Genomic DNA, 24718 nt, shown 5'->3' on the forward strand with positions numbered 1-24718 from the left:
CACTGAGAGACATTAAGTCGTAGGGTGTCCTCCACCAGGACCGTCCCAGGAACAGGAGCACCACATGGCCGGCCAATTCGACGGACGCGGCGTCATCGTCACCGGAGCGGGCTCGGGCATCGGCCGCGCCGCCGCGGTTGCCTTCGCGGCCCAGGGTGCCCGGGTCCTCGCCGCGGACATCGACGCCAAGGGCGCGGACGACGTCGTCCGGGAGATCGAGGGGGCGGGCGGCGTCGCTCTCACGGTCGTGGGTGACCTCGGTGAGCAGAGCGTGGTCGACGAGGTGGTGCGAACCGCCGTGGACGGCTTCGGCCGAGTGGACGTCCTGGTGAACAACGCCGGGATCATGGACCGGATGTCGGCGCTGGCGGACGTGACCGACGCGGAGTGGGAGCGGGTGCTGCGGGTCAACCTCACCGCGCCCTTCCTGCTCACCCGGGCGGTGCTGCCGCACATGCTGGCGGCGGGCGGCGGCGCGATAGTGAACACCGCGTCGGAGGCCGGCCTGCGTGGCAGTGCGGCGGGCGCCGCCTACACGGCCTCCAAGCACGGCATGGTGGGGCTGACGAAGTCCCTGGCGGTGATGTACCGCAGGCAGGGCGTCCGGGCGAACGCCATCGCCCCGGGCGGCACGGCCACCGGCATCGTTGTGGACGCCGACCAGGCCGCGCACGGCCCGGCCGCGCTCGGCCCGCACTTCGTCAACCTCGGACGCATCGCCCGGCCCGAGGAGCAGGCCGCCGCCATCCTGTTTCTCGCCTCGGACGCGGCGAGCGACATCAACGGCGTGGTGCTCCCCGTCGACGACGGCTGGTCGGCCGTCTGACGCATCCTCGCCGCCCTTCCGGTGGACCGACGCACCCCCTGTCTCATCCGCCCCGCACGAACAGCCGCGCCAGGCGCCGTCCCGCGGCGACGGCGGCGGCGTGGTCCTCGATCGGCTTGACCTGCGAGTTCTTGAAGACGATGTAGGTGACCCCGGAGGGCGTGCCGCCGCGCCGCGGGTCGGGGGTGATGCCGAGGCCCCGCGCGGTGGCGTAGGACGCCTCGCCGATCACGTCGCGCGGGCCGATGTCGCCGACTACCGCGTACTGCACCCGGTCCCGGTAGACGACCGCCGCGACCGAGCCGCCGCGCACGCCGTGGTCGCGGTGGTTCCAGAGGCGGCTGACGGCGGGCACGACGATGTACGGCAGGCGTTCGGCGCTCAGATGGCGGCCGTCGGACTGCTGGTAGGCGGTGAGGGAGGAGAACTGCGGGTCGGTGCGGCGGTTGCAGCGTCGGCCGGCCCGCCCGTCGCAGTCGACGTCAAGGTCGGCCTTCCAGAAGACGGCGTCCCGGGTGCCGCAGACCGGGATGGTCGCCGGGGTGCCCTCGTCGCTGCGGTAGCGGCCGCGGGAGACCCGGGTGCAGCCGCGCACCTTGGCGAGGAGGTCGGCGGCGCTGACGTCGCCCTCCCGCCGGGCCACCGGCTGCGCCGCGAAGCGGGCCTCGGGTGCGGGCGACGTAGCGGGGGCGAACACGTCGGCGGCGCTGACGTCGCCCTCCCCCCAGGCCACCGGCTGCGCCGCGAAGCGGGCCTGGGGTGTGGGCGATGTCGTGGGGGCGAGCACGTCGGCGGCGCTGACGTCGGCCTCCCCCCAAGCCACCGGCTGCGCCGCGAAGCGGGCCTCGGGTGCGGGCGACATCGTGGGGGCGAGCAGGGCGGCGCAGGCCGCGGCCAGCGTCAGCGACTGAACATGCACGATAGGGGGAGCCTCTCCTGGGGGACACTGACGAACACTCAGTCAATCTGACCCCGGTGCGCCGGCGCGGCCACCGCAGGGGGGCCGGACGGTGCACAACCCGAACGGCGGGCAGGGGCCGGGGGACCTGAGCCGGCGTCGGCTCAGGTCCCCCGGCCGCCCGTTCCCGGCGCGGGATCAGCGACGACAGCGGCCCGCGCCACGGCATGAACTCCCGAGCCCTCGAGGAGAGTTCGGCCGTCAGGAGCTTCAGCATACGTAACCTCCGCGGGCGGTCACCAACGCACCGTGTCGGCAGCACGGCCCCTTGCCGCGCGTACGCACCCGCCGCCATATTGGTCCGTACCATTGCCGCCGTGTCCGTCCGGAGGGCCGAGCCGTGCCTCTCGCCGCCGTTCTGCTGCGTCGATCCCTCGCCCTGTGCGGCGCTGTTGCCTGTGCCGCGGCGTGCGGCTCAGGGGGCACCGACGACGGCCGGCTGCCGGCGGCACCCGCCGGCGTCACCGCGGCGGCGGGCAGCGCCGCGAGCGTGCACGTGATGTGGGACGCGGTGTCGTCGACTCCCCGCGCCCGGTACTACGAGGTGTACCGCGGCACCACAAAAGTCGCCCGCGTGCCGGCCTCCGAGCACATGGTGGACGTCACCCGCCTCCGACCCGCCACCCACTACGTCTTCACCGTGCGGGCACGCGACAGCGAGGGCCGGCTCGGCCCGCCCAGCCGCCGGGTGCGCGCGACCACCCCGGCGGCCGTGGCCGCGGACGACACGGCCCCCACCCGCCCGGCACGGGCCCGCGGCCGGATAGTCGGCAGCCGCGAGGTCCAGCTGTCCTGGTCCGCGTCCCGCGACGACACGGCCGTGCTGTCGTACGACGTCTACCAGAGCGGCACGAAGATCCACAGCGTGGGCGGGAACCAGACGGCGACCGTGCTCACCGGCCTGCGGCCGGGCACCCGCTACGCCTTCTCCGTCCGCGCCCGCGACGCCGCCGACAACGTCTCCCCGCCCGGCGGCACCGTCCGCCTGACCACCCCCGGCACCGACGACGGACGCGGCACCGCGCCCACCGCCTTCCGCGCGAAGTGCCACCGCGCCGGCGGGGCGTACTACCTCGACCTCTCCTGGACCGTGCCCCGCACGGACGGCGTGGTCACGGAGTACCAGATCCGGCTGGACGGACAGCCGGCCACCTCCCTGGTGTACGGCGGCGCCGCGCCGCGCGACCGGGCGCGCTACAGCTTCTACGTCGGCCGGGACACCGGTGTCACCCACCGCGTACGGGTCCGCGCCAGACTGCCCGACGGCACCTGGGGCGGCTTCTCGGCGGAGCGGTCGGTGACGACGCGGTAGGCGGCGGTCGCGCCACGGACGGGGGAACGCGTCACCTGCCCGGCTGCGCTCCGCATGCGCTCCCGGACGCTGCCACGTTGGCTGACCCCGAGGCAGCACGGGCCGATCCCGACCCCCGGCGGCGCAAGGGATGTACCGCCGACCGTGCCGCCGGAGGGCAGTCGACATGCGCAACTCTCAGCCTCTGATCCGGACCGGCCTGGCCGTGGCAGCCGCCGCCGCGCTGCCCGTCGCCCTGGCCGCCGCCACGCCCGCCGCCGCGCTGGGCTCGGGCATCTCGGTGAGCACCAGCGGGTCCACCGTGTCGGTGACGACCACGGTGTGCAACCAGACCGCGAGCAACGGCATGTGGGGCACCGCCTCACTGCTCAACAGCAGCCAGGCGAACTTCTCCCAGGGCCGGCAGGTGGCGCTGTCGGGGACGACCAGCATCCAGACGGCCGCCTGGCAGGGCGTCAGCCCCGGCACCTACACCGTGATCGTGATGTGCGCCTTCAACAACAGCACCGCGGGCACGCAGTCCGTCATTGTCTCGTCGGCCTCCGCGTCCCCCACCATCTCGGCCACCTCCTCGGCGTCGCCGTCGAGGGGCGTGATGGGCGGTTTCGGCGGCGCGGTGCGGGACTACGGACCCGTGACGCTGGGTGTGGGCAGCGCGCTGGTGGGGACGGGTGTCATCGCGACGGCCTGGTACCTGCGCCGCCGCACCAAGCCCCACCGGCTCTGAGGCTCACGCGCCCTCGCCGCCGGGCAGTTCGGCGAACTCCTCCAACGCGTGGGCGAGCCACTGCGTCCAGAAGGTCTCCAGGTCGATGCCCGCCCGCAGCACGAGGTGCCGCAGCCGGTCCTCGGCACTGGCCCTGCCGGGCGGGAAGTCGCGCTTCTCGATCTCCTCGTACTCCGCCAACTGCCGCTGGTGCAGGGCGAGATGCCGACGCAGGTCGGCCTCGATGCCCTCGGTGCCCACGACGGCCGCGGCGCGCATCCGCAGCAGCAGGGTGTCGCGGTGCGGCCGCGGGTCCTGGGCGGCGGCGGTCCACCGCTGGAGTTCGGCGCGGCCCGCGGGCAGGACCTCGTAGCTCTTCTTCTGCCCGCGGGCCGGCTGCTCGGTGGGCAGCGCCCGGATGTGTCCCTCGGCCTCCAGCCGTCCCAGTTCCCGGTAGATCTGCTGGTGCGTCGCCGACCAGAAGTAGCCGATCGACCTGTCGAACCGGCGGGTCAGCTCCAGCCCCGAGGACGGCTTCTCGAGCAGGGCGGTGAGGATCGCGTGCGGGAGGGACATGGAGTCATCCTAGGGACGGCCCCTACAGGGCGGCCGCGACCTCGGTGCCCTGCTTGATGGCGCGCTTGGCGTCCAGTTCCGCGGCCACGTCCGCCCCGCCGATCAGGTGCGCGCTGCGGCCGGCGGCCACCAACTCCTCGTACAGGTCGCGGCGCGGCTCCTGGCCGGTGCACAGCACGATGGTGTCGACGGGCAGGACGGTGGACTCCTCGCCGACGGTGACGTGCAGTCCGGCGTCGTCGATGCGGTCGTAGCGCACGCCGGGGACCATGGTGACACCGCGGTGCTTGAGCTCTGTGCGGTGGATCCAGCCGGTGGTCTTGCCGAGGCCGGCGCCGACCTTCGACGTCTTGCGCTGGAGCAGGTGCACGGTGCGCGGCGGGGCGGGGCGCTCGGGGGCGGCGAGTCCGCCGGGCGCCCGGTAGTCCATGTCGACGCCCCACTGGCGGAAGTACGTCGCCGGGTCCTCGCTCGCCTTGTCCCCGCCGTCGGTCAGGAACTCGGCCACGTCGAAGCCGATACCGCCCGCACCGAGGATGGCGACGCGGTCGCCGACGGGGACGCCCTCGCGCAGGACGTCGAGGTAGCCCACGACGCTCGGGTGGTCGACGCCCGGGATGTCGGGGGTGCGCGGGCTGACGCCGGTGGCGACGACGACCTCGTCGTAGTCGGCCAAGTCGGTTGCGACGACGGTGGTGTTGAGGCGCACGTCCACGCCGTGCGCGTCGAGCTGGTGGCGGAAGTAGCGCAGGGTCTCGTCGAACTCCTGCTTGCCGGGGACCTTTCGGGCGACGTTCAGCTGGCCGCCGACCTCGCTCGCGGCGTCGAACAGCACGACGTCGTGGCCGCGTTCGGCGGCGGTCACGGCGCAGGCCAGTCCGGCCGGGCCGGCACCGACGACGGCGACGCGCTTGCGCAACCGGGTGGGCGACAGCACCACTTCGGTCTCGTGGCAGGCGCGCGGGTTGACCAGGCAGGAGGTGATCTTCCCGCTGAAGGTGTGGTCGAGGCAGGCCTGGTTGCAGCCGATGCAGGTGTTGATGGCCTCCGGCGTTCCGGCGGCGGCCTTGTTGACGAAGTCGGGGTCGGCGAGCATCGGCCGGGCCACGGAGACCATGTCCGCGTACCCCTCGGCGAGCAACTCCTCGGCCAGATCCGGGGTGTTGATGCGGTTGGTGGTGACGAGCGGGATCGACACCTCGCCCATCAGCCGCTTGGTGACCCAGGTGTAGGCCCCGCGCGGCACGGAGGTCGCGATGGTGGGGATGCGGGCCTCGTGCCAGCCGATGCCGGTGTTGATGATCGTCGCACCGGCGGCCTCGACGGCCTTGGCCAGCGTGATGACCTCGTCGAGGGTGGAGCCGCCGGGGACCAGGTCCAGCATGGACAGCCGGTAGACGATGATGAAGTCCTCGCCGACGGCCTCGCGCACCCGGCGCACGATCTCGACCGGGAAGCGCATGCGGTTGTCGTACGAGCCGCCCCAGCGGTCGGTGCGGTGGTTGGTCTGGGCGGCGATGAACTCGTTGATGAGGTAGCCCTCGGAGCCCATGATCTCGACACCGTCGTAGCCGGCCCGCTTCGCGAGGCGGGCCGCGCGGGCGTAGTCCTCGATCGTCTGCTCGGCCTCGGCGTCGGTCAGCTCGCGGGGCGGGAAGGGGCTGATCGGCGCCTGGAGGGGGCTCGGGGCGACCAGGTCCTGGTGGTAGGCGTACCGGCCGAAGTGGAGGATCTGCATGGCGATCCGGCCGCCGGCGCGGTGGACGGCCTCGGTGATCACCGTGTGCTGTTCGGCCTCGGCGTCGGTGGTGAGCTTCGCGCCGCCCTCATAGGGCCGTCCGGCGTCGTTGGGCGCGATGCCGCCGGTGACGATGAGGCCCACTCCCCCGCGGGCCCGGGCGGCGTAGAACTCCGCCATACGCTCGAAGCCGCGCTCGGCCTCCTCCAGGCCGACGTGCATGGAGCCCATGAGGACGCGGTTGGGCAGCGTGGTGAAGCCCAGGTCGAGCGGGTTCAGCAGGTGCGGGTAACGGCTCATCGGGCCCCTCCGTGCGCGGTGTCGTGTCTGTAGTTGTAGAGGACCGCCGAGGCTTTGTGCAACTAATTGCACAACCCTGGGTGCGTGACTCCGGCCACCGTCGGGCACAGTCACCGCATGACCGCGGAGACCGTCGAGCTGGCCCAGGAACTGATCCGCCGCCCGAGCCGGGGCGGGATCGACGACCACGGCCCCGTCCTCGCCGTCCTCGACGACTGGCTGGGCGCGCGGGAGCTGCCGCGGCGGCGGCTGCGGGACGACTCCGGGCGGACCGTCGCCCTGCTCGTGGAGATCGCCGGCGGCCGTCCCGGGCCCTGGTGGACGCTGGACGCCTGCGTCGACACCGCCCCGTACGGCGACGAGAGCGCATGGTCGTTCCCGCCGGACGCCGGGGACGTGGTGGACGGCTGGCTGCGGGGGCGGGGCGCGGCCGACTCCAAGCTGGCGGCGGCGCTGTTCTGCCGGATCGCCGCCGAGGTGCGGGAGCGGGCCGGCGCACTGCGCGGCGGGCTCGCCGTACTGCTGGACGCCGACGAGCACACCGGTCGCTTCGGCGGCGCCCGCGCCTATCTGGCGGATCCTGCGGCGGTGCGCCCGGCCGGGGTGATGATCGGCTATCCGGGGCCGGACGAGGTCGTGGTCGGCGGGCGGGGGCTGTGGCGGGCCACGCTCGCGGTGCACGCGGAGACCGGCCACTCGGGATCGAGGCGTACGGCGCCGGGTGCCGTCTCCCGCGCGGCCCTGCTCGTGCGACTGCTGGAGGAGGCCGAACTACCGGACGCGGAAGGGGAGTTCCCGTTGCCGCCCAGGCTGACGGTCACCTTCTGCCACGGCGGGGAGGGCTTCTCGGTGGTCCCCGGGCGGTGCGAGGTGGGCGTCGACATCCGCACCACGCCGGGCTTCGGCGCCCAGGACGCGGAGGCCGTCGTCCGCGCCGCGGTCGCCGAGCTGGACGCGCGGATGCCCGGCCCCCGGCCGACCGGCGTCACGCCGGTGGCGTCCTGGCCTGCGTACCGGCTGGCCGAGGACCGCCAGCCCGCCGCCGCGCTGCTGGCGGCCGCCGCCCGCGAGGGTCTCGCCGTACGCGCGAAGACCGCGGGCCCGTCGAACATCGGCAACCTGCTGGCGGCCGAGGGCATCCCGGCCACCGCGGGCTTCGGCGTCCAGCACGAGGGCCTGCACGGCGTGGACGAACGGGCCCGCCTGTCGGACCTGCCCAAGGTCCATGCCACCTACCGCCGAGCGATCCTCACCCTGCTGTCCTGAACCCGCGCCCGAAGGGGCGCGGGGAACTGCGCGACCAGCCACGACCAAGCCGCACCCCACCAACCACCGGACCCGGAGCCTGCCGACCCGAACCCATCAGCACCGGCCCGCCACCCCACCCCAGGGGCGCGGGGAACTGCGCGACCAGCCACGACCAAGCCGCACCCCACCAACCACCGGACCCGGCACACGCAACCCGGCACCCGGCACCCCGCCCCGCACCTCTCAGCGGCTCTCCAAGATCACATGCAGCTCCCGCTCCTGATCCCCCGACGCGGAGGACAGGTCGCGCACGCTGAACAGGGGATCCAGCGTGCTGCGCAGCCGCTCGATCGCCCAGTAGCCGCCCTGGGCGTCGACCTCGACCGAGGACGTGAGGCGGGCGGGTGGCGGGCAGGAGTGGGCTTCGGTGACCTCGAAGGTGCCGAGCCACACCATCGGCCGGGTCTCGTGCAACTGCTGGGGCACCTCGTCGGCGCCGCGGTCGGACTCGAAGCACGCGCACAGCGCGTCGAACACGATCCGGGCGTCCTCCTTGCTGCAGCCACTGATCTCGAGGGAGACGGGCTCCTCGTGCGATCGTTCGCGGTCCATGTCCTGATCGCTCCTCTCGTGGAGGTGACGCGGCACGGCGGGTTCCCCGCGAACCGCGTCACATCCCCAGAAAAGCACCACTGCGGTCAGGGGACCAGCGAGGGCTCAGCTCTTGGTGAACCGGTAGGTCTTGCTGTCCGTCAGCACGCAGAAGCCCGGCGAGACGACGATGACGCGCAGGGTGCCGTCGCGGCGGTCGTAGTCGATGCCCTCCGCCTCGAACGTGCCCGAGCAGGAACTCCGCAGCGGCAGCTGCCGCACCGCCGTGACATGGCCGGTGACGTCGGACGCGCCGTTCGGCGGGGCGGACAGGTCGACCTGGAGCAGCGGCTTGGTGATCCCGAACAGCGTGCCGGCGGGGTCGTCGGAGGAGCACAGCAGCCGCGTAGCCGTGACGAAGTCGCAGCCCTGCACATCGCGGACGGCGTGGTCGAGACGGACGGTGGAGACCTGCGGGAGGTTCGCCGAGGGCGAGGTGGCCGCGTTGACGCCGGGGGTCGGGAAGACGAGGAAGCGGCTCATGGTGCCGTACTCGCCGGACAGCATCCACTGCCCGTCGGGCGAGATCGCCACCCAGGAGTTGTTCAGGGCCTCGCCGGAGCCCAGCGTGTGCGTGTACTCGGACCAGGTGCCGCCGGGCGCCTGCACCCGGAACATCTTCGCGGTGCCCGAGTCGGCCTGGTAGGGCTCGATGTAGTAGCCGGTGGAGGAGGCGTCGGGGTCGCCGACGTGGTTCCAGCCGCGGCTGGAGACGGAGACGGGGATGGTGCCGATGCCGGTGTAGCGGTTGGGACTGCGGGCCGGGACCTCCACCGAGGTCAGGCCCTGGCTCTCGGTCAGCGGGTCGGCGCGGTCGGAGCCCACCTCGGTCCAGGTGTCGGCGGCCGAGGCGGACGGCGCGGCCGACAGGACGGCGGCGGTGGCGAGGGCGAGGGCGGTCAGGACCGTGTGACAACGTTGCCGGGCACGCAGAGGCATGCGGGGCTCCTCCATGGGGGGCGGGGTGTGCGCTCGGCGGCCAGTCTGGCCCGGACGGAGGGTCATGTACAGACCAAGTCGACCTCGAAGGCTCGCGGTCCGGTGACAGCGCGTCCCCGGTAGTGTCGTCACCGCTACGACGACGTCCCGGTCGTGTCGAGGGATGGTGGAGGTGGGCGACGGGGACGTCACGAAGACGGTTGAGCGCGGTAGAACATGGGGAGTCGGCACGGGGGACGGCGTGCCGCGCGAACGGCGAAGGCGGTGCGTGCCATGGGTGCACCCGGGTTTCCGGTGGCCGACGGCCACGAGCCGGTGCGGCCGAGCGGTCTGCTCGACGTACTCGGCATGGCCTCGGTGGTGCTGGACGCCGAGGGGCGAATCGTGCTGTGGAGCCCGCAGGCCGAGGAGCTGTTCGGCTACCCGGCGCAGGAGGCGCTCGGGCACTACGCGGCCCGCATCATGGTGCACGAGCAGAATCTCGACCTGGTGATCAAACTCTTCGCCGACGTCATGGTCACCGGCCAGAGCTGGGCCGGCGCCTTCCCCATCCGCCGCAAGGACGGCAGCACGCGTCTGGTCGAGTTCCGCAACATGCGGCTGCTGGACGACCGTGGTGACGTCTACGCGCTGGGCCTGTGCGCCGACCGCTCGACGGTACGGCGGCTGGAGCGCGACGTGGCCCTGTCCACGCGCATGATCGCCCAGTCACCCATCGGACTGGCCGTCCTCGACATCGACCTGCGCTACGTCTCCGTGAACCCGGCACTCGAACGGCTCAACGGCGTTCCGGCGGAGAAGCTCATCGGCAGGTCGACGCGCGAGGTGCTGCCGCACCTGGACGTCGACGCCATCGAGGCGGCCGCGCTCGACGTGCTGCGGACCGGCCGCCCGCTCGTGGACCGGCTCACCGTCGGCCGGACCCCGGCGGATCCGGTGCGGGAGCACGCCTGGACGATCTCCCTGTACCGCCTCGAGGACGCCGTCGGCACCGTGCTGGGCGTCGCCGCCATGGTCGTGGACGTCACCGAGCAGCACCGGGCGGGCATCGAGGCCGAGGCCGCGCGGCGGCGGCTGGCCGTCATCGCGGACGCCACGACCCGTATCGGCACCACCCTGGAGCTGGAGCGCACGGCACGCGAGCTGGCCGAGGTGGCCGTGCCGGAGCTCGCCGACGTGGCGGCCGTGGACCTGCTGGACGCGGTGGTGGCGGGCAGACGCAGCATTCTCGGACCGACGGAGCCGGCGGTGATAAGGGCTCTGGCCGTACGCGCGGACGACGCTCCGGAGGCGCTGCGGGCGGCCGACCCGCCCGGGCAGGTGGCCCGCTACGGCTCCGATCGCCTGGTCACCGAGTGCGTGCGCACCGGCCGGCCGGTCATGCTGGCGCGGGTCGAGGAGGCCGACCTGCCGCGCATCGCCCGCTCCGCGGAGGCGGCCGAGCGACTGGCCCGTGCGGGCGTCCACTCCTATCTGGCGGTGCCGTTGATCGCGCGCGGCGAGGTGCTGGGCGCCCTCGACCTCAAGCGCACGCGCAACGCGCTGCCGTTCACCGAGGACGACCTGCTGCTCGCCCGGGAGCTGGCGTCCCGCGCGGCCGTGCAGATCGACAACGCCCGCTGGTACCAGAACGCCCGCGACACCGCCCTGACCCTGCAGCGCAGCCTGCTGCCCAGCCATCCGCCGGTCATCGGCGGTCTGGAGGTGGCCTCCCGCTACCAGCCCGCCGGCGCCACCAGCGAGGTGGGGGGCGACTGGTTCGACGTGATCCCCCTGGACGGAGGGAAGACCGCGCTGGTGGTGGGCGATGTGATGGGCAGCGGCATCACGGCCGCCGCCACCATGGGCCGGCTGCGCACCGCCACCAACACGCTCGCCTCCTTGGACCTCGACCCGGCCAGGCTCCTGGAGCACCTGGACCGCATCACCGAGGACCTGGACCACTCCATCGCCACCTGCGTCTACGCCATCCACGACCCGGCGCTGCGGCAGTGCCGGATCGCCAACGCCGGCCATCTGCCGCCGGTCCGGCTGCGCGAGGGCCGTCCCCCGGAACTGCTCGAACTGCCCACCGGTGCGCCGCTGGGCGTGGGCGGGGTGGCCTTCTCCACCACCACGGTCGACCTCGGCCCCGGCGACCGGCTCGTGTTCTACACCGACGGTCTCGTCGAGACCCGGCAGCACCCTCTCGACGAACGCCTGGACGCGCTGCTGTCCCTGCTCGACGGCCCCGACCGTCCCCTGGAGGAGGTCTGCGACCTGCTGCTGCGCACGCTGCACCAGCCGGACAACTCCGACGACGTGGCCCTGCTCATCGCCCGCGTGCAGCACCCGTAGCGGCGGCCCGGGGGCGTCCGTCGGCCGCGGCCCGGCATTCACAGCTACTGATTATCCGGCCCTTATCGGGCTGCTCGCACAATCACAGCAAGGGATGGCATGGGGATGCCGGGTGCCGTGACCGATGGGAGCACACCGTGACACACGATCCGCACGAGGAATCCGCCGCCGGCGGCGGGCCGTCCGAACACCGTGGCGATATAGCACCGCAGTGGGAGGTGATGACGGGGCCGGGTGGCGCGGAACCCGCGTCGGAACCGGCCTGGGACCGGGTCTGGAGGCATCGCTCCGGCCGCGCCCGGGCGGTGATCGCGGCGACGACGGTCGCCGTGCTGGCCCTCGGCGGCACCGTCGCCTACGCCGCCACGTCGGGCGGTCCGGCTTTGGGCGCCACACCCGCCGCCTCGGGTTCCGCCTCCGCGTCCCCGGACCGACCCGGGCACGGGCACGGCGGCCGCTGGTTCGACTTCGGCGGCATGGGCGTGCACGGCGAGTCGACGGTGAAGGACCAGGACACCGGCAAGTGGGTGGTACGGGTCTGGCAGCGCGGGACCGTCGAGAAGGTCGCCGGCGACCAGGTCACCGTCAAGAGCGAGGACGACGCCCAGTGGTCGTGGATCGTCGACTCGGGCACCACGGTCCTGCACGACGGCACCAAGGGCACGGGGGCCGGCGCCCTGAAGAAGGGCGACACCGTCTTCCTGGTGGGCAGCCGCTCGGACAGCGGCACCAGGACGGCGCTGCGGGTGCTGTCCGGGACCTTCGACGGCAGGGGGCCGGGCGACGAGGACTCGGGCCGCGGCCCGCACGGCGGTTTCCCGGGCCACGGCCCCCGCGGCTGGGGCATGCCCTCGCCGTCGGCGAGCCCTTCGGACAGCGGGACGACGGCCTGACGGATGCCGTGACCCGGCCCGCCGGACCTACGGCCTGACGGATGCCGTAGCCCGGCCCGCCGGAGCTACGGCCTGACGCCGATCACCACGTGCGCGTACAGCTCCTCGGAGACCGCGGTCGTGGTCCTGAGTCCGGCGCCGGAGAAGGCGTCGACGGCCGTCTCCGCCTGGCGTTCGCTCGTCTCCACCAGCACACAGCCACCCGGTGCGAGCCAGTCCGGCGCCTGTGCGGCGACCCTGCGCAGGACGTCCAGCCCGTCGGAGCCGCCGTCGAGGGCGACGAGCGGTTCGTGGTCGCGGGCCTCCGCGGGCAGCAGGCCGACCTCGCCGGTGGGGACGTAGGGCACGTTGGCCGCGAGGATGTCGATCCGGCCGCGCAGGTCGCCGGGGAGCGCGTCGAAGAGGTCTCCCTCGTGGACGCGGCCGCCGGCGCCGGCGATGTTGCGGCGGGCGCAGCGCACGGCGGCCGGGTCGATGTCGGCGGCGTGCAGTTGCACGGCGCCGAGGGCGGTGGCCAGGGCGGTGCCGACGGCGCCAGAGCCGCAGCACAGGTCCACCACGACCGATGCCTCGGGGGCGTGCGCGAGGGCCTGTTCGACGAGGAACTCGGTACGGCGGCGGGGCACGAAGACGCCGGGTTCCACGGCGATGCGCAGTCCGCGGAACTCGGCCCAGCCCAGGACGAGTTCGAGGGGCAGTCCGGCGGCCCGGCGCTCGACGAGCGCGGACAGCTCATCCGGTGTGCGGGCGGTGGCGAGGATCAACCGGGCCTCGTCCTCGGCGAAGACGCAGCCCGCGGCGCGCAGCGCGGTCACGATCGAATCATGGGAGGTCAGGGGGAAGGGTGGCATGGAGCCGAGAGCCTTTCGGTGGAGCGAAGGGCGCTCTCGCGGTCGCCTAGCGGCGGCGATCCGCGTCGACGCGAGGAGAGAGCACCCGAGCTGACACAGCGGTAATGGGTCTCACCTCCTCGGTCCCCGGCGGCCGGGACACTCCGCGGCCGGACGGCAACACTACCCCAACGCCCAGACACCGACGGTCTCCTCGCGACCACCGTGAGCTTCAGTTGTACTATACAACCAGTAGCGCGAGGGAGGCCCCGGTGGACGCGGACGAGGCGGTGGAGACGATCCAGCGCGAGATGACGGCTTTCGCCCGGCGCGCCCGGGCCTCGGCGGGGCGCATGCATCCCGAGCTGTCGCTCGTGTCGTACACGCTGCTCGGGCACCTGGAGGAGAGCGGCGGCTGCCGGGCGACCGACCTGGCGGCCCACTACGCCCTGGACAAGTCCACGGTGAGCCGTCAGGTGGCGGCGCTGGAGCGGGCCCGGCTCGTCGAGCGGCGCCTGGATCCGGACGATCACCGTGTGCAGGTCCTGCACCTGACCGAGAAGGGCCGCCGCATCCTCGCCCAGGTGACCGACAGCCGCCGGGCCGCGTTCCGCGAGCGGCTGGCGGACTGGCCGGAGGAGGACCTGCGGCGGTTCGCCGGGTACCTGGCGCGGTACAACGCGTGGGCGACGCGAGGCGCGGAGGGGTAGGCCCGGGGTGCCGCCGAGGCCCCCTCGTCCGTTCGGGGCCGGTCCGGCAGCGACGGGTCCCCGACCGAGGTCGTCCGAGCGCACGATCGCACCGCGCCGGCGCGGCAGCCTCCGGGCGGACGAGCCATGTGGATGGTCGGCGCCGCAGGCATCGCCGCCGATGCCGGGCAGCTCCCGGCCGGGGCAGGAGGCCGCGTCGGTACAGCCGCTCGAAGGCGAAGGCGCGCGAGGCGCCGCCGGGCGGCCGGCACCGACGGCGGAGCCTAGGACACCGCCAACTCCCTGCCCTCCGTGAGGTGTTCGGGGGCGCGGGCCGCCAGGAAGGCGGTCGTGCGGCGGAGCCGGAAGCCGAGGGTCTCGTACAGGCGGATGGCGTCGGTGTTGCGGGCGGAGGTGTGCAGGAACGGGGTCTCGCCGCGCTCGCGGATGCCGTGGGCGACGGCGAGGATCAGCCGGGTCGCCAGTCCCTCGCCGCGGAAGGCGGGATCGGTGCAGACGGCGCTGATCTCGGTCCAGCCCGGCGGACGCAGTCGCTCCCCCGCCATGGCCACCAGGGCGCCGTTCCGGCGTATGCCGAGGTAGGTGCCGAGCTCGACGGTGCGCGGCAGGAACGGGCCGGGCCGGGTGCGCGCGACGAGGTCGAGCATCTCGGGCACGTCGGCGGGGCCGAGACGGACGGCCTCCGCGTCCGGCGCGGCGGGGAGGCCGTCGTCGACGAGTTGCGCGCCCTCGACGTGGAAGACGACCTCCCAGTCGGCGGGGACCTCGGGGCAGTAGCCGTTCAGCGGCACCTCCGCCCCGGGGCCCGCGAGGGCGGCCAGGTCGGCCCAGTCGTCGGCGTCGGGCTCGTCGGGCAGCGCGAGCCACGGTGAGACGTCCACCGGGTAGCGCAGCACCCGGCCGCGCCGCTCGGCGAAGTGGGCATGCGGGCCGGTGAGGGCGGCGAGGGCCGGATTGTCCAGGACGTGGCTCATCCGGCGACTCCTATGACGATCGCGCCCCGGACGTCGACGCTTCCGGCCTCCGCCACTCCCGCGGTCCGCACCGCGATGAGGCGCCGACCCGAACCCCGCTCCCGTCCGGGCGCCTCGACGAGTCCCTCGGCCTCCAGGCCCCCGTACCGCCTGACGACGTGCGCCTTCGGCATGTGCTTCCACTCTCCTTCGTGCTCACCCGCTGCCACAGGCGGCAAGGAAGATCGGGGAGCGGCTGTTCCCGGGGCCCGGGAGAGTTCACACGGCGTTGACGATCGCGGGGTCCCCGGGGTCGGGGCATACCTGACGTGCACGTACGGTTGAACACGTAAGAAACCGATCTCCCTCCCGCTGGATCCCCATGAACGTCACCCGAGGCTTCACCGGGCGCCCCCGCGTCCCCGATCCGGGCCTGCCGCCCGGCCAGTACGACGCGGGCGACGACTGGCCCGTCCTGTCCGCCGAGGTCACGCCCGAACTGGCGGCGGCCGACTGGACCTTCCGCGTCGACGGACTGGTGGAGCGGCCACTGACCTGGGACTGGGCGCAGGCGCACGCGCTGCCCGGGTCGGCGTACAAGGGCGACATCCACTGTGTGACGGGCTGGTCCAGGTTCGGCGTGCGGTTCGCGGGCGTATCTCTGGACGCCTTTCTCGACGAGGCGCGGCCCCTGGCGTCGGCCACCCACGCCGTCGCCTACGCGCACACCGGGTACACCACCAGCCTCCCCCTGACGGACCTGACCGGCGGGAGGGCCTGGATCGCCTGGGAGTACGACGGCGAGCCGCTCCCCGCCGAACACGGCGGTCCCGCACGGCTGTTGGTGCCGCATCTGTACTTCTGGAAGAGCGCCAAGTGGATAGCGGGCATCCGGCTCCTGGACCACGACGAGCCGGGCTTCTGGGAGCGGAACGGCTACCACGAACGCGGCAACCCGTGGGAGGAGCAGCGGTACTCCGGTGACTGAGCGAGCGACCGAGACGTCCCCCGTGTTCGTTCCCCCGACGCGCTTCGCCGTGCCCGGCCGGATCGAGGTGAGCGACCAGGGTGCCGCGCACTGGCAGACCGCCACCCTCACCGAGATCCGGCCCGAGACGCCGCACGCCTCCACGTTCCGCTTCGCGGTGCCGGCCTGGACGGGTCATCTGCCCGGCCAGCACCTGATGCTGCGGCTGACGGCCGAGGACGGCTACGTGGCCCAGCGGCACTACTCGATCGCCTCCGCTCCGGACGACGGCGGGCACATCGAGCTGACCCTCGACCACGTCGACGGCGGCGAGGTCTCGGGCTGGTTCCACACGGTGGCACGACCCGGTGACCGGGTCGAGGTGCGCGGCCCGGTGAGCGGCTTCTTCGCCTGGCCCGGCGACCGGTCCGCGCTGCTCATCGGCGCCGGCTCCGGTGTCGTACCGCTGATGTCGATGGTGCGCCACCGCCGGGCGCGTGGCCTGGACGTGCCGCTGCGGCTGGTGGTGTCGGCACGCAGTCCCCAGGAACTGATCTACGCGAGGGAGTTCGGCGCGGAGACGACGGCGGTCTTCACGCGGAGCGCTCCCGAGGGTGTGCCGGTGGGCCGTCTGGCCGCCGCCCATCTGGCACCGCTCCTGGCCGATCGGCCGCCCGGCGGGTGGGAGGCCTATGTGTGCGGCTCGAACTCCTTCGCCGAGCACGCCTCCCGGCTGCTCGTCGCGGCCGGGCAGCCCGTGGACCGGATCCGCATCGAACGCTTCGGCTGACGCACGGGTCCGGCCGGCCCGACGGTGAGCGATCTCGCCGCCGCTGGGTACCCGCTTCCCTGGGAACTCGCGCGCGCATGCGGCGCGGAGGGACAATACGGACCGGACCCCATCAGTCCCTCCGGCTCCGGTGACGGCGGGGAGGTCGAGATGCGAACCCGGGTGCGCGGCTGGCGCTGGCGGCGCAATCCGCTGCGGCGCCGGTCGGACGTCGTGGAGGCGTGGACGGTGCTGGCCGTCGCCGTGCTGCTGCTCGTGGCCGCCCCCCTGGCGGGGGCGGTGGCCGGCTGGTGGGCACACGACCACGCGCGGGCCGTGGCGGCCGCGGACCGGGCCGAACGCCATCGGGTGCGGGCGGAGGTCGTCGGCACGCCGCCCGACAGGCCCACGACGACACCGGGCGGGCGCGACCACTCGTACCCCGTGGAGGTGCGCTGGACGGATCGGGCGGCCAGGACGCACACCACGCAGGCGCGCGTCCCGGCGGGCACCCGGCGCGGCGACACCGTCGACGTGTGGTTCGACTCCCGGGAGCGCAGCGTTCCCCCGCCGCCCGGGGACAGCCAGATCTGGCAGCACACCGTCACCATCGGCACGTGCGCCGCGGGCGGCGCGGCCGCCGTGGTGCTTCTGGCCAACGCCGTGGTCCGCCGGGTCGCCACCCGCCACCGGCTGGCCGAGTGGGAGCGCGCATGGGCGCGCACCGAGCCGCAGTGGACGCGACGGCAGGCCGGGGGACCCTGACCCCGCTGGAAGGCGGATCTCTCCGCCGGGCCTGGCTACGTTCGAAGGACCGGCCTCCCGGTCGGACCTGGCTACGTTCGAAGGACCGGCCTCCCGGTCGGACCTGGCCCCGTTCGAAGGCCGGACTTCCCGATCGGACCTGGCCCCGTTCGAAGGCCCGACCTCTCCGTGCGGCCGAGCGGCCGACGCCGCTCGTCCGATCCGTCGGACAATTCCATGCACGCGTTCTTGACCTGCTGATTCCTCACCTGCGGCGGCTTCTCGCCGTCGAGCGGGCGAGAGACAGAGGTCTGGCGAGTCGTCCGATCACCCACGTACGGTGTGACAACCGTACGGCCCCGACTCGAAGGCGGTCCTGCATGGCCCTGTTCGACCTTCCCCTCGACGAGCTCCACGACTACCGCAGCGCGTCCGTCGAGCCCTCGGACTTCGACGCGTTCTGGTCCAAGACCCTCCAGGAGGCCCGCGAGCACGACCTGGACGCCCGCTTCGAGCCGGTCGACACGGGGCTGACGACGGTCCAGGTGTACGACGTGACGTTCGCCGGGTTCGGCGGGCACCCCGTGAAGGGCTGGCTGACGCTTCCCGCCGGAACGACGGAACCGGTCCCGCTGGTCGTGGAGTTCATCGGCTACGGCGGCGGACGCGGACTCCCGCACGAGCACCTGCTGTGGGCGTCCACCGGCCGGGCGCACTTCGTGATGGACACCCGCGGCCAGGGCAGCGCCTGGGGCGGCGGTGGCGGCACGGCGGACCCGATGGGCGGCGCCCCCGCGTACCCGGGGTTCGTGACCCGTGGCATCGACGCGCCCGAGAACTACTACTACCGCCGCGTGTTCACCGACGCGGTCCGCGCCGTCGAGGCCGCTCGGTCGCATCCGCTGACCGACGCCTCCCGCACGGTGGCGACCGGCGGCAGCCAGGGCGGCGGCATCACGATCGCCGTGGGCGGGCTGGTCCCGGACCTGGTCGCGATCGCCCCGGACGTCCCGTTCCTGTGCGACTTCCCGCGCGCCACCACCGTGACGGATCGTCACCCCTACCGTGAGATCGGCCTGTTCCTCAAAACACACCGCGGCCGCACCGAGGACGCCCTGCGCACCCTCTCCTACTTCGACGGCGTCCACTTCGCCACGCGCGGCCGCGCGCCCGCCCTCTTCTCGGCGGCCCTGGAGGACCAGACCTGCCCGCCCTCGACGGTCTACGCGGCGTTCAACAACTGGGCGCACGCCGACAAGAAGATCGAGGTGTACGAGTTCAACGACCATGAGGGCGGGGGGCCTTACCAGGAGGCGGCCAAGGTGAAGTGGCTGCGGGCGTATGCCTGAGGGGCCCGGCATGGAGACACAAGAGGCGGCGGAACGCTTCGTCCGGGTCTGGGAGCGGGCCTCGGCCGCGCACGACGTGGACGCCCTGCTCAGGCTGTACGCCGAGGAGTGCGTCCACCGCTCCATGCCGTTCCGCCGGCCGCACCGGGGCCGGGCCGAGCTGGCCGACTACCTGCGCCGGTCCTTCGCACGGGAGCGGGTGACCGACGTGCGCTTCTCGCCGCCCGTCGTCGGCCCGGACGGGGTGGCCGTGGCCGAGTTCCGAGTGCTCGCGGAGGAGGACGGAGCGCCCTCCACCCTGGCGGGCTGCGTGTTCGTGCGGTTCGACGAGGAGGGGCTGGCGGTCGCGACACGGGACTACTGGCACACGGTGGACGGTCACGAGGAGCCGGCAGGCGACCTGTTCTTCCTCTGACCTTCCCTCCAGTCCGACCAGTCGGTACGTTCAGGAGGCCCGGATTGCGGCGGAGCGGCCCGGGCTTCCGACGGACGACGGAGGGGCCCATGGCGGAACGCGAGCCCATCGCGCGGGGACACTGTGACGCGCGGTTCGAGGCGGTGCGCACGGCGTTCGAGGAGAACTTCCGCGAACGCGGGGAGCTGGGCGCCGCGGTCACGGTGACCGTCGGCGGTGAGGTCGTGGTGGATCTGTGGGGCGGCTGGGCCGACGCGGACCGCACCCGGCCCTGGGAGCGGGAGACCCTGGTCAACGTGTGGTCGACGTCGAAGGGGCCGACCGCGCTGTGCGCGCACATCCTGGCGGACCGGGGGCTGCTCGACTTCGACGCGCCGGTGGCCGACTACTGGCCCGAGTTCGCCGCGGCCGGCAAGGGGAAGGTCCTCGTACGGCACCTGCTGTCGCACCGCTCCGGCCTGTCGGGCCTGCGTGAGCCGCACTCCGTCGAGGAGCTCTACGACTGGGAGCTGACGACGCGGCGGCTGGCGGCGACGGAGCCGTGGTGGGAGCCGGGGACGGTGTCCGGCTATCACGCGCTCACCTTCGGCCACCTCGTCGGGGAGGTCGTGCGGCGGATCTCGGGGCTGTCGCCGGGGGCCTTCCTGGAGCGGGAGGTGACCGGACCGCTGGGGATCGACTTCACCATCGGCCTGCCCGAGAAGGAGGCGGGGCGGGCCGCCGAACTGGTGCATCCGCCGGCCGCCTCCGACAGCGAACAGGCCGCCGCCTTCGGCCGGTTGACGCCCGCGGTGCTCGCCGCGCTGACCAATCCCCCGGTGGGCGCGGCCGAGGCGAACACGCCGGAGTGGCGGGCCGCGGAGATCCCGGCCGCGAACGGCCACGGCACGGCGCGGGCGGTCGCCGCCCTGTACGGGATCTTCGCGGGACGAGGATCGTACGGCGGCCGGCTCGTGCTCTCCCCCGAGTCGGCGGAGCGGGTGCGCGAGGGGCAGGGCAGGTGCCGGGACCTGGTGCTCGGCCCCGGACTCGGCGCCGACACGGAGATCGGGCTCGGCCTGTGGCTGAGCGGGCCGAACGGCTCCTACGGGCCCAACCCGAGGGCTTTCGGACACGACGGTTTCGGCGGCTCCTGCGGACTGGCCGACCCCGAGGCGGGGGTGTCTCTGGGCTACGTCATGAACCGGATGGGGCCTCATATCGCCGACGACCCGCGGAAGACGGCACTGATCGAGGCCCTCTACGGCGCCCTGTGAGCCCGGTGCGCGGCGGGCCGGTTTCGGCCGAACCGCCCGCCCACCCTTCCCTGGTGGTTTAGACCAATGCTAGATCTGGTGGCGCACCGACCCCGTACGGCTACCGCACGTCACCAACAGGAGGCGCGGCATGGCCCGCACCACCCCGCACGACCACTCCACCGTCCCCGGCCCGCCGCTGTACTGGCGCGTCGCCACGCGCCTGCTGGACGAGCTGCACGACGGAGGCATCCCGCCGGGTGAACGGCTGCCGAGCGAGAGGAAGCTGGCCGAACGCATGGGGGTCAGCCGGGAGACCGTACGGCAGGCCCTGGAGGTACTGCGCCGGGACGGTCTGGTCGCCACCGACCGGCGGGGCAGCCATGCCACACTGCCCGGACCGGCGGTACGGAGCCCGTCCTCGCTCACCTTCCCGATCGGCGCCCGGGTCACGGACCCCGGCGGCGCGGTCGACCGGGCCACGGTCACCTGGGAGCCTCCCCCGCCCGAGCACGCCGAGGCCCTCGGGCTCGCCCCGCACCGGCCGACACTGATGCACCGCTACGAGTCGGCGGGCGCCGACGGCCGGGGCCGCCGTACCGCCGTGACCTCCTTCTCCGCCGTCGCCCTGTCGGAGGTCGAGGAGCTGGCCCGCTACCGCGACCGCGCCGACGGTGCCGCGACGGCACAGCTGCGCCGTGCCTACGACTGGATGCGCAAGGCCGGCCTGACGCTCCACCACCGCGACTGCATCACCCCGCTCGCCGACGCGCCCTCGGTACGGGTGAGACGGCGCGTGCACGACCAGTACGCGCGGCCGCTGGAGATCACCGATCTGCTGGTGGACGCCCAACAGGAGGCTCTGGTCTACGAGTTCACGCTGCCGGCGGCCGGCTGAGCGGCGCCCGGGCGAGGCACCGGCCCGCCGAGAGAGGCCGAACGGCCCGCCCGGCGCACCTTCCGGCCCTGCCCCCGGTGCCGGGACGACGGCGATCCTTGAAGCGGGGACTGCGTACGGCGCGGCCGCCCCGGGTGCCGCGCCGGGACCGGAGGTGGGCCATGACCGGACCTGTCGTCGTCGGAATCGACGGCTCCCCGGCCGGGACGACGGCCGCGTGGTGGGCCGCCCGCGAGGCCGCGACCACGGGGCGGCCTCTGCTGCTGCTCCACTCCTGGTCCACGCAGCCGCTCGACGTCCCCCTCGCCCGGGAGGCGCTCGGCAAGCAGCGCAACGGAGGACGGCTCCTGCAACGGACCGAGACCGAACTGCTGCGCCGGTACCCCGGTCTGAAGCCGACCACGGAACTGACGTCGACGCCCGCCGCCGAGGCGCTGCTGGACCTCGGCGGGCTCGCCGAGCTGCTGGTCCTCGGCAGCCGGGGGCACGGTTCCACGGCGAGCTTCCTGCTCGGTTCCACCAGCCTGTACGTCCTGGGGCGGGCACGGTGTCCGGCCGTCGTGGTCCGGGCCGGCGATCCGGCGGTCGAGGACGGCTCGGGCCGTCCTGGGGCGGACCGCGGCGAGGTCGTCGTCGGCGTGAAGGAGACGGGCCCGGCCGCCGAACCACTGCTCGAGTTCGCGTTCACGGCAGCCGACGCGCGCGGCACCCGGGTGCGCGCGGTGCGGGCCCTGCAGCCGTTCGGGACGGTGGACCCGGTGCACGCGATGGCCGCCTCTCACGCCGACAGCCGTCACGAGGCGGAGAAACACGCCCGGCTCACGGCCGCACTGGCCCCCTGGCGGGAGAAGTTCCCCCATGTCCCGGTCGTGGAGCAGGTGGCGGCCGGTCCGGCCGGCGCGGTGCTGCTGTACGCCGCGGAGCACGGCGAACTCACCGTGCTGGGGCGCAAGCGCCACCCCTCGCACCTGACCTGGAAACTCGGTCCGGTGACCCACGCGGCCCTGCACCACATGCCGTGCCCGGTCGCCGTCGTCCCGCACGGCTGACCCAGGTCGGCCGGCCAGTGGGGACGGGACCGCTCAGCCGGCGCACCGCACATGGTCGAAGGCCTCGGCCTCATGGCACGAGGGACATGTCACGCGCCGCGCGAGCCTGCGGCCGACGCTCGGCCCCGAGCCGGGGGCGCGCTCCATCAGCAGTCCGACGACATGGGCGTGCCGCAGGCACACACCGCAGCCACAGCGGTCGCACACCGCGACAGCCGGGGCCGTCGTGTCCTTGAGCGCGCAGTCGTAGCAGTTCACGACGCACCTCCCTGAGGCCCGTTCCGCACTGTCATCGTGGCGCGCGGCGGGGTCCGAGGCGCCGGGCCGGTCGGACCTTTCCGGGGACCGATGGCCCAGCCCCGCCCTCAGCCCCTGACGGCCCGCACCAGCCGCACCCGCGGGCTCCCGTCGCCCCGCCGCCCGAACTCCGGCAGCGCTTCGAGGCCGACACGGAATCCGGCACCCTCCAGGTCCCGCCGGACGTCCCCGAGCCGGAAGGCCCGGTAGTACATGACGAAGGGCGGGCGCCACACGGCGTTGCGCACGCGCATGACGGCGTCGAAGCCGAGCAGCATCCAGAAGGCCGGCGACGAGGGCCGGGGCGGTGCGAGGACGGGGAAGGCGAAGCAGCCGCCGGGCCGGAGCACCGCGTGCACCTGCCGGAACAGGCCCGGGAGTTCGCCGGGCAGGAAGTGGCCGAACGCCCCGAAGCTGACGACTAGGTCGAAGGCCGGGCCGAACGGCAGCGCCCGGGCGTCCGCGCGCACCCAGGAGACGGCCGGGCCCGCGGGCCGGACGTTCTCCCGGGCCACGGCGAGCATTCCCGCGCTGAAGTCGACCCCTGTCACGCTCTCCCGGCAGACCCGGCCGAGCACCTCGGTCCCCGCTCCGGTGCCGCAGCACAGGTCGAGCCCCGCCCTGTAGGGCCCGGTGCGGGCAAGGGCCGCCGCGACGGCGTCGAGCACCGTTTCGGCCGTCCGGAAGGGGGTGTGGTCGAACTTCGGCGCGAGCAGGTCGTATCCGCGCTCGACGGACGAGAGCGCCTGGACGGCGAGTTCGCGCAGGCTGGGGCCTTCGGGGCTGAACATCTCCGTCAGCTTAGGGGAAACCGGTCGTGGGCGGCCGCCCATGGACAGGCGCCCGGCTACTGGATAGTGTCATCGGCACCTATTCCACTAGTTCACTATGGAGTGATCGATGCGCGCGTTCCGCGAAGCGGTCGAGGCGGGTGATCTCGACGCGGTCGAGGCGCTGCTGGCGGAGGACGTCGTGTTCTCCAGCCCGGTGGTGTTCAAGCCGTACCCGGGCAAGGCGATCACGGCGGCGATCCTGCGGGCGGTGGCGCAGGTCTTCGAGGACTTCCGTTACGAGCGTGAGCTCGCCGGGCCCGACGGCCGCGACCACGCCCTGGTGTTCGCCGCGCGGGTGGGCGACCGCGAGCTCACGGGCTGCGACTTCATCCACCTCGACGAGGACGGCCTGATCGACGAATTCACCGTCATGGTCCGACCGTTGTCCGGCGCCCAGGCGCTGGCGGCGGCCATGGGCGCGAGGTTCGAGGAGATCGCCAAGGAGGCGGAGGCGCGGTCCGCCTCCGCCTCCTGACGTCACGCGACGGTGAGGACCAGGGCGCCCCTGTAGCCGCGGACTGGTGAACAACGCGGCATTCCCCTGCGGGCCCGTCTCGGCGAGGTCGAACTCGCGGACGGGAACCGGGCGTTCGCGGTCAACATGACCGGCGCCCTGCTCGGCATCCAGGCCCTGACACCCCTGATGCCGCCCGGCTCCTCCGTCGTGAACGTCGGTTGGTCGCCGCCCTCACGGCCCGCCACGCGGTGGCGTACACGGCCAGCAAGTGGGCGCTGCGGGGCCTGTCGAAGTTGCGGCCCCGGAACCGGCCCCGCGCGGCATCCGCACCGACCTCGTCAGCCCGGTTACATCGACACGGCGCTGATGGAGTCCGCCAACCCGGTGTTCGTCCGGGCCCACGTCTCGATGACGCCCCAGGGCCGCGGCGATACCGTCGACGAGGTCGCCCCCCTGGCCGTCTACCTGCTCTCCGACGAGGCCTCCTACGTCAACGGCGCGGAGATCACGGTCGACGGCGGCTACACGGCGCACGGCGGCGTGAAGGCCATCACAACGCCCTGGACCCGGGCAAGGGCCGGTCGGCGTCAGCCTCCGAGGCGCTGCCCGGCCAGCCAGATGTCCGGGGCGCCGGGGGTGTGGATCGCGCGCAGGAGCGCGGCGAGGGCTCGGCGGAGTCGGTCGGGTCGGGGCGTGGTCATCGCGGTCTCGGTCATCGCGGTCTCCTC

The 24718-nt window shown here is 73.6% G+C and carries 27 protein-coding genes and 1 pseudogene; 17 read left to right on the plus strand and 11 right to left on the minus strand.

The window, feature by feature from the left end:
- The first annotated feature begins 64 nt into the window (after positions 1–64).
- A complete protein-coding gene (locus FBY22_RS24230; protein ID WP_142149277.1) occupies positions 65–826 on the plus strand; it encodes an SDR family NAD(P)-dependent oxidoreductase in 762 nt (253 codons plus the stop codon).
- 43 nt (positions 827–869) lie between these two features.
- Here the strand turns inward: FBY22_RS24230 and FBY22_RS24235 are convergent, their stop codons facing one another.
- Complete coding sequence (locus FBY22_RS24235; RefSeq protein WP_260845096.1) at positions 870–1745, minus strand: glycoside hydrolase family 75 protein; 876 nt, start codon at positions 1743–1745, stop codon at positions 870–872.
- A 379-nt stretch (positions 1746–2124) separates the two neighbouring features.
- On the opposite strand from FBY22_RS24235, the gene FBY22_RS24240 reads away from it, so the two are divergent.
- Both FBY22_RS24240 and FBY22_RS24245 read left to right on the plus strand, forming a co-directional pair.
- A complete protein-coding gene (locus FBY22_RS24240) occupies positions 2125–3096 on the plus strand; it encodes a fibronectin type III domain-containing protein (protein WP_260845097.1) in 972 nt (323 codons plus the stop codon).
- A gap of 166 nt (positions 3097–3262) precedes the next feature.
- Positions 3263–3823, plus strand: a complete 561-nt coding sequence (locus FBY22_RS24245) for a hypothetical protein (protein WP_142149279.1) — start codon at positions 3263–3265, stop codon at positions 3821–3823.
- 3 nt (positions 3824–3826) lie between these two features.
- Here FBY22_RS24245 and FBY22_RS24250 read toward each other — a convergent pair whose 3' ends face one another.
- Positions 3827–4378, minus strand: a complete 552-nt coding sequence (locus FBY22_RS24250) for a PadR family transcriptional regulator (RefSeq protein WP_142149281.1) — start codon at positions 4376–4378, stop codon at positions 3827–3829.
- Positions 4379–4400: 22 nt separating this feature from the next.
- The gene (locus tag FBY22_RS24255) at positions 4401–6416 is read right to left on the minus strand and encodes an NADPH-dependent 2,4-dienoyl-CoA reductase (protein WP_142149283.1); all 2016 of its coding nucleotides are present in this window, start codon (positions 6414–6416) and stop codon (positions 4401–4403) included.
- Between the two features lie 117 nt (positions 6417–6533).
- On the opposite strand from FBY22_RS24255, the gene FBY22_RS24260 reads away from it, so the two are divergent.
- Complete coding sequence (locus FBY22_RS24260) at positions 6534–7682, plus strand: M20 family metallopeptidase (protein ID WP_142149285.1); 1149 nt, start codon at positions 6534–6536, stop codon at positions 7680–7682.
- Between the two features lie 225 nt (positions 7683–7907).
- On the opposite strand, the gene FBY22_RS24265 is transcribed toward FBY22_RS24260, so the two are convergent.
- Both FBY22_RS24265 and FBY22_RS24270 read right to left on the minus strand, forming a co-directional pair.
- A complete protein-coding gene (locus FBY22_RS24265; RefSeq protein WP_142149287.1) occupies positions 7908–8276 on the minus strand; it encodes a hypothetical protein in 369 nt (122 codons plus the stop codon).
- A 105-nt stretch (positions 8277–8381) separates the two neighbouring features.
- Complete coding sequence (locus tag FBY22_RS24270; protein ID WP_142149289.1) at positions 8382–9254, minus strand: hypothetical protein; 873 nt, start codon at positions 9252–9254, stop codon at positions 8382–8384.
- A gap of 273 nt (positions 9255–9527) precedes the next feature.
- On the opposite strand from FBY22_RS24270, the gene FBY22_RS24275 reads away from it, so the two are divergent.
- Together FBY22_RS24275 and FBY22_RS24280 are read left to right on the plus strand one after the other, a co-directional pair.
- Complete coding sequence (locus FBY22_RS24275; protein WP_142149290.1) at positions 9528–11591, plus strand: SpoIIE family protein phosphatase; 2064 nt, start codon at positions 9528–9530, stop codon at positions 11589–11591.
- Between the two features lie 221 nt (positions 11592–11812).
- On the plus strand, positions 11813–12484 hold the full coding sequence (locus FBY22_RS24280; protein WP_260845098.1) for a hypothetical protein: 672 nt from the start codon (positions 11813–11815) through the stop codon (positions 12482–12484).
- A gap of 65 nt (positions 12485–12549) precedes the next feature.
- On the opposite strand, the gene FBY22_RS24285 is transcribed toward FBY22_RS24280, so the two are convergent.
- On the minus strand, positions 12550–13335 hold the full coding sequence (locus tag FBY22_RS24285; RefSeq protein ID WP_142149294.1) for a putative protein N(5)-glutamine methyltransferase: 786 nt from the start codon (positions 13333–13335) through the stop codon (positions 12550–12552).
- A 251-nt stretch (positions 13336–13586) separates the two neighbouring features.
- On the opposite strand from FBY22_RS24285, the gene FBY22_RS24290 reads away from it, so the two are divergent.
- Positions 13587–14024 (plus strand): MarR family winged helix-turn-helix transcriptional regulator, encoded by a 438-nt coding sequence (locus tag FBY22_RS24290; RefSeq protein ID WP_174267254.1) that lies wholly within the window; start codon positions 13587–13589, stop codon positions 14022–14024.
- A gap of 263 nt (positions 14025–14287) precedes the next feature.
- On the opposite strand, the gene FBY22_RS24295 is transcribed toward FBY22_RS24290, so the two are convergent.
- Positions 14288–14998 carry a GNAT family N-acetyltransferase gene (locus FBY22_RS24295; protein ID WP_142149298.1) on the minus strand — a complete coding sequence of 237 codons (711 nt, stop codon included), beginning with the start codon at positions 14996–14998 and terminating at the stop codon, positions 14288–14290.
- Positions 14995–15171, minus strand: a complete 177-nt coding sequence (locus tag FBY22_RS43995) for a hypothetical protein (protein WP_160159931.1) — start codon at positions 15169–15171, stop codon at positions 14995–14997. Before FBY22_RS43995 ends, FBY22_RS24295 begins: the two co-directional genes overlap by 4 nt.
- A gap of 188 nt (positions 15172–15359) precedes the next feature.
- Here FBY22_RS43995 and FBY22_RS24300 point away from each other — a divergent pair, with 188 nt between their 5' ends.
- From FBY22_RS24300 to FBY22_RS24335, 8 genes are all read left to right on the plus strand, one after another.
- Positions 15360–15965: a sulfite oxidase-like oxidoreductase gene (locus FBY22_RS24300; RefSeq protein ID WP_142149300.1), complete on the plus strand. Its 606-nt coding sequence runs from the start codon at positions 15360–15362 to the stop codon at positions 15963–15965.
- The gene (locus tag FBY22_RS24305; RefSeq protein WP_142149302.1) at positions 15958–16734 is read left to right on the plus strand and encodes a ferredoxin reductase; all 777 of its coding nucleotides are present in this window, start codon (positions 15958–15960) and stop codon (positions 16732–16734) included. Before FBY22_RS24300 ends, FBY22_RS24305 begins: the two co-directional genes overlap by 8 nt.
- A gap of 150 nt (positions 16735–16884) precedes the next feature.
- Positions 16885–17478 carry a DUF3592 domain-containing protein gene (locus FBY22_RS24310; protein ID WP_142149304.1) on the plus strand — a complete coding sequence of 198 codons (594 nt, stop codon included), beginning with the start codon at positions 16885–16887 and terminating at the stop codon, positions 17476–17478.
- Between the two features lie 359 nt (positions 17479–17837).
- Positions 17838–18806 (plus strand): acetylxylan esterase, encoded by a 969-nt coding sequence (locus FBY22_RS24315; RefSeq protein ID WP_142149306.1) that lies wholly within the window; start codon positions 17838–17840, stop codon positions 18804–18806.
- Positions 18807–18816: 10 nt separating this feature from the next.
- Entirely contained in the window at positions 18817–19221 is a 405-nt protein-coding gene (locus FBY22_RS24320; protein ID WP_142149308.1) for a nuclear transport factor 2 family protein, read from the plus strand.
- Between the two features lie 89 nt (positions 19222–19310).
- Positions 19311–20477, plus strand: a complete 1167-nt coding sequence (locus tag FBY22_RS24325) for a serine hydrolase (protein WP_142149310.1) — start codon at positions 19311–19313, stop codon at positions 20475–20477.
- Positions 20478–20607: 130 nt separating this feature from the next.
- A complete protein-coding gene (locus tag FBY22_RS24330) occupies positions 20608–21354 on the plus strand; it encodes a GntR family transcriptional regulator (RefSeq protein ID WP_142149312.1) in 747 nt (248 codons plus the stop codon).
- A 161-nt stretch (positions 21355–21515) separates the two neighbouring features.
- On the plus strand, positions 21516–22403 hold the full coding sequence (locus tag FBY22_RS24335; protein ID WP_142149314.1) for a universal stress protein: 888 nt from the start codon (positions 21516–21518) through the stop codon (positions 22401–22403).
- Between the two features lie 33 nt (positions 22404–22436).
- On the opposite strand, the gene FBY22_RS44000 is transcribed toward FBY22_RS24335, so the two are convergent.
- Both FBY22_RS44000 and FBY22_RS24345 read right to left on the minus strand, forming a co-directional pair.
- The gene (locus tag FBY22_RS44000; protein WP_160159932.1) at positions 22437–22661 is read right to left on the minus strand and encodes a DUF2180 family protein; all 225 of its coding nucleotides are present in this window, start codon (positions 22659–22661) and stop codon (positions 22437–22439) included.
- 107 nt (positions 22662–22768) lie between these two features.
- Positions 22769–23491 (minus strand): class I SAM-dependent methyltransferase, encoded by a 723-nt coding sequence (locus FBY22_RS24345; protein WP_142149318.1) that lies wholly within the window; start codon positions 23489–23491, stop codon positions 22769–22771.
- 109 nt (positions 23492–23600) lie between these two features.
- Between FBY22_RS24345 and FBY22_RS24350 the strand changes: the two genes are divergently transcribed.
- On the plus strand, positions 23601–24008 hold the full coding sequence (locus tag FBY22_RS24350; protein ID WP_142149320.1) for a nuclear transport factor 2 family protein: 408 nt from the start codon (positions 23601–23603) through the stop codon (positions 24006–24008).
- 40 nt (positions 24009–24048) lie between these two features.
- Positions 24049–24545: pseudogene (locus tag FBY22_RS24355) on the plus strand (SDR family NAD(P)-dependent oxidoreductase); the annotation flags it as partial.
- Positions 24546–24577: 32 nt separating this feature from the next.
- Here the strand turns inward: FBY22_RS24355 and FBY22_RS45340 are convergent.
- Entirely contained in the window at positions 24578–24706 is a 129-nt protein-coding gene (locus tag FBY22_RS45340; protein ID WP_260845099.1) for a hypothetical protein, read from the minus strand.
- Positions 24707–24718: the final 12 nt, after the last annotated feature.

Source organism: Streptomyces sp. SLBN-31, assembly GCF_006715395.1.
Classification (GTDB): Bacteria; Actinomycetota; Actinomycetes; order Streptomycetales; family Streptomycetaceae; genus Streptomyces.

What these genes read in the sequence shown, in the direction of transcription:
- FBY22_RS24335 (WP_142149314.1), top strand. Translation starts at nt 21,516, where the DNA reads ATGACCGGACCTGTCGTCGTCGGAATCGACGGCTCCCCGGCCGGGACG.
- FBY22_RS24275 (WP_142149290.1), top strand. Translation starts at nt 9,528, where the DNA reads ATGGGTGCACCCGGGTTTCCGGTGGCCGACGGCCACGAGCCGGTGCGG.
- FBY22_RS45340 (WP_260845099.1), bottom strand. Translation starts at nt 24,706, where the DNA reads ATGACCGAGACCGCGATGACCACGCCCCGACCCGACCGACTCCGCCGA.
- FBY22_RS24315 (WP_142149306.1), top strand. Translation starts at nt 17,838, where the DNA reads ATGGCCCTGTTCGACCTTCCCCTCGACGAGCTCCACGACTACCGCAGC.
- FBY22_RS24250 (WP_142149281.1), bottom strand. Translation starts at nt 4,378, where the DNA reads ATGTCCCTCCCGCACGCGATCCTCACCGCCCTGCTCGAGAAGCCGTCC.
- FBY22_RS24280 (WP_260845098.1), top strand. Translation starts at nt 11,813, where the DNA reads ATGACGGGGCCGGGTGGCGCGGAACCCGCGTCGGAACCGGCCTGGGAC.
- FBY22_RS24230 (WP_142149277.1), top strand. Translation starts at nt 65, where the DNA reads ATGGCCGGCCAATTCGACGGACGCGGCGTCATCGTCACCGGAGCGGGC.
- FBY22_RS24295 (WP_142149298.1), bottom strand. Translation starts at nt 14,998, where the DNA reads ATGAGCCACGTCCTGGACAATCCGGCCCTCGCCGCCCTCACCGGCCCG.
- FBY22_RS24260 (WP_142149285.1), top strand. Translation starts at nt 6,534, where the DNA reads ATGACCGCGGAGACCGTCGAGCTGGCCCAGGAACTGATCCGCCGCCCG.
- FBY22_RS24310 (WP_142149304.1), top strand. Translation starts at nt 16,885, where the DNA reads ATGCGAACCCGGGTGCGCGGCTGGCGCTGGCGGCGCAATCCGCTGCGG.
- FBY22_RS43995 (WP_160159931.1), bottom strand. Translation starts at nt 15,171, where the DNA reads ATGCCGAAGGCGCACGTCGTCAGGCGGTACGGGGGCCTGGAGGCCGAG.
- FBY22_RS24320 (WP_142149308.1), top strand. Translation starts at nt 18,817, where the DNA reads ATGGAGACACAAGAGGCGGCGGAACGCTTCGTCCGGGTCTGGGAGCGG.
- FBY22_RS24300 (WP_142149300.1), top strand. Translation starts at nt 15,360, where the DNA reads ATGAACGTCACCCGAGGCTTCACCGGGCGCCCCCGCGTCCCCGATCCG.
- FBY22_RS24255 (WP_142149283.1), bottom strand. Translation starts at nt 6,416, where the DNA reads ATGAGCCGTTACCCGCACCTGCTGAACCCGCTCGACCTGGGCTTCACC.
- FBY22_RS24330 (WP_142149312.1), top strand. Translation starts at nt 20,608, where the DNA reads ATGGCCCGCACCACCCCGCACGACCACTCCACCGTCCCCGGCCCGCCG.
- FBY22_RS24245 (WP_142149279.1), top strand. Translation starts at nt 3,263, where the DNA reads ATGCGCAACTCTCAGCCTCTGATCCGGACCGGCCTGGCCGTGGCAGCC.
- FBY22_RS24285 (WP_142149294.1), bottom strand. Translation starts at nt 13,335, where the DNA reads ATGCCACCCTTCCCCCTGACCTCCCATGATTCGATCGTGACCGCGCTG.
- FBY22_RS24350 (WP_142149320.1), top strand. Translation starts at nt 23,601, where the DNA reads ATGCGCGCGTTCCGCGAAGCGGTCGAGGCGGGTGATCTCGACGCGGTC.
- FBY22_RS24345 (WP_142149318.1), bottom strand. Translation starts at nt 23,491, where the DNA reads ATGTTCAGCCCCGAAGGCCCCAGCCTGCGCGAACTCGCCGTCCAGGCG.
- FBY22_RS24270 (WP_142149289.1), bottom strand. Translation starts at nt 9,254, where the DNA reads ATGCCTCTGCGTGCCCGGCAACGTTGTCACACGGTCCTGACCGCCCTC.
- FBY22_RS24325 (WP_142149310.1), top strand. Translation starts at nt 19,311, where the DNA reads ATGGCGGAACGCGAGCCCATCGCGCGGGGACACTGTGACGCGCGGTTC.
- FBY22_RS24265 (WP_142149287.1), bottom strand. Translation starts at nt 8,276, where the DNA reads ATGGACCGCGAACGATCGCACGAGGAGCCCGTCTCCCTCGAGATCAGT.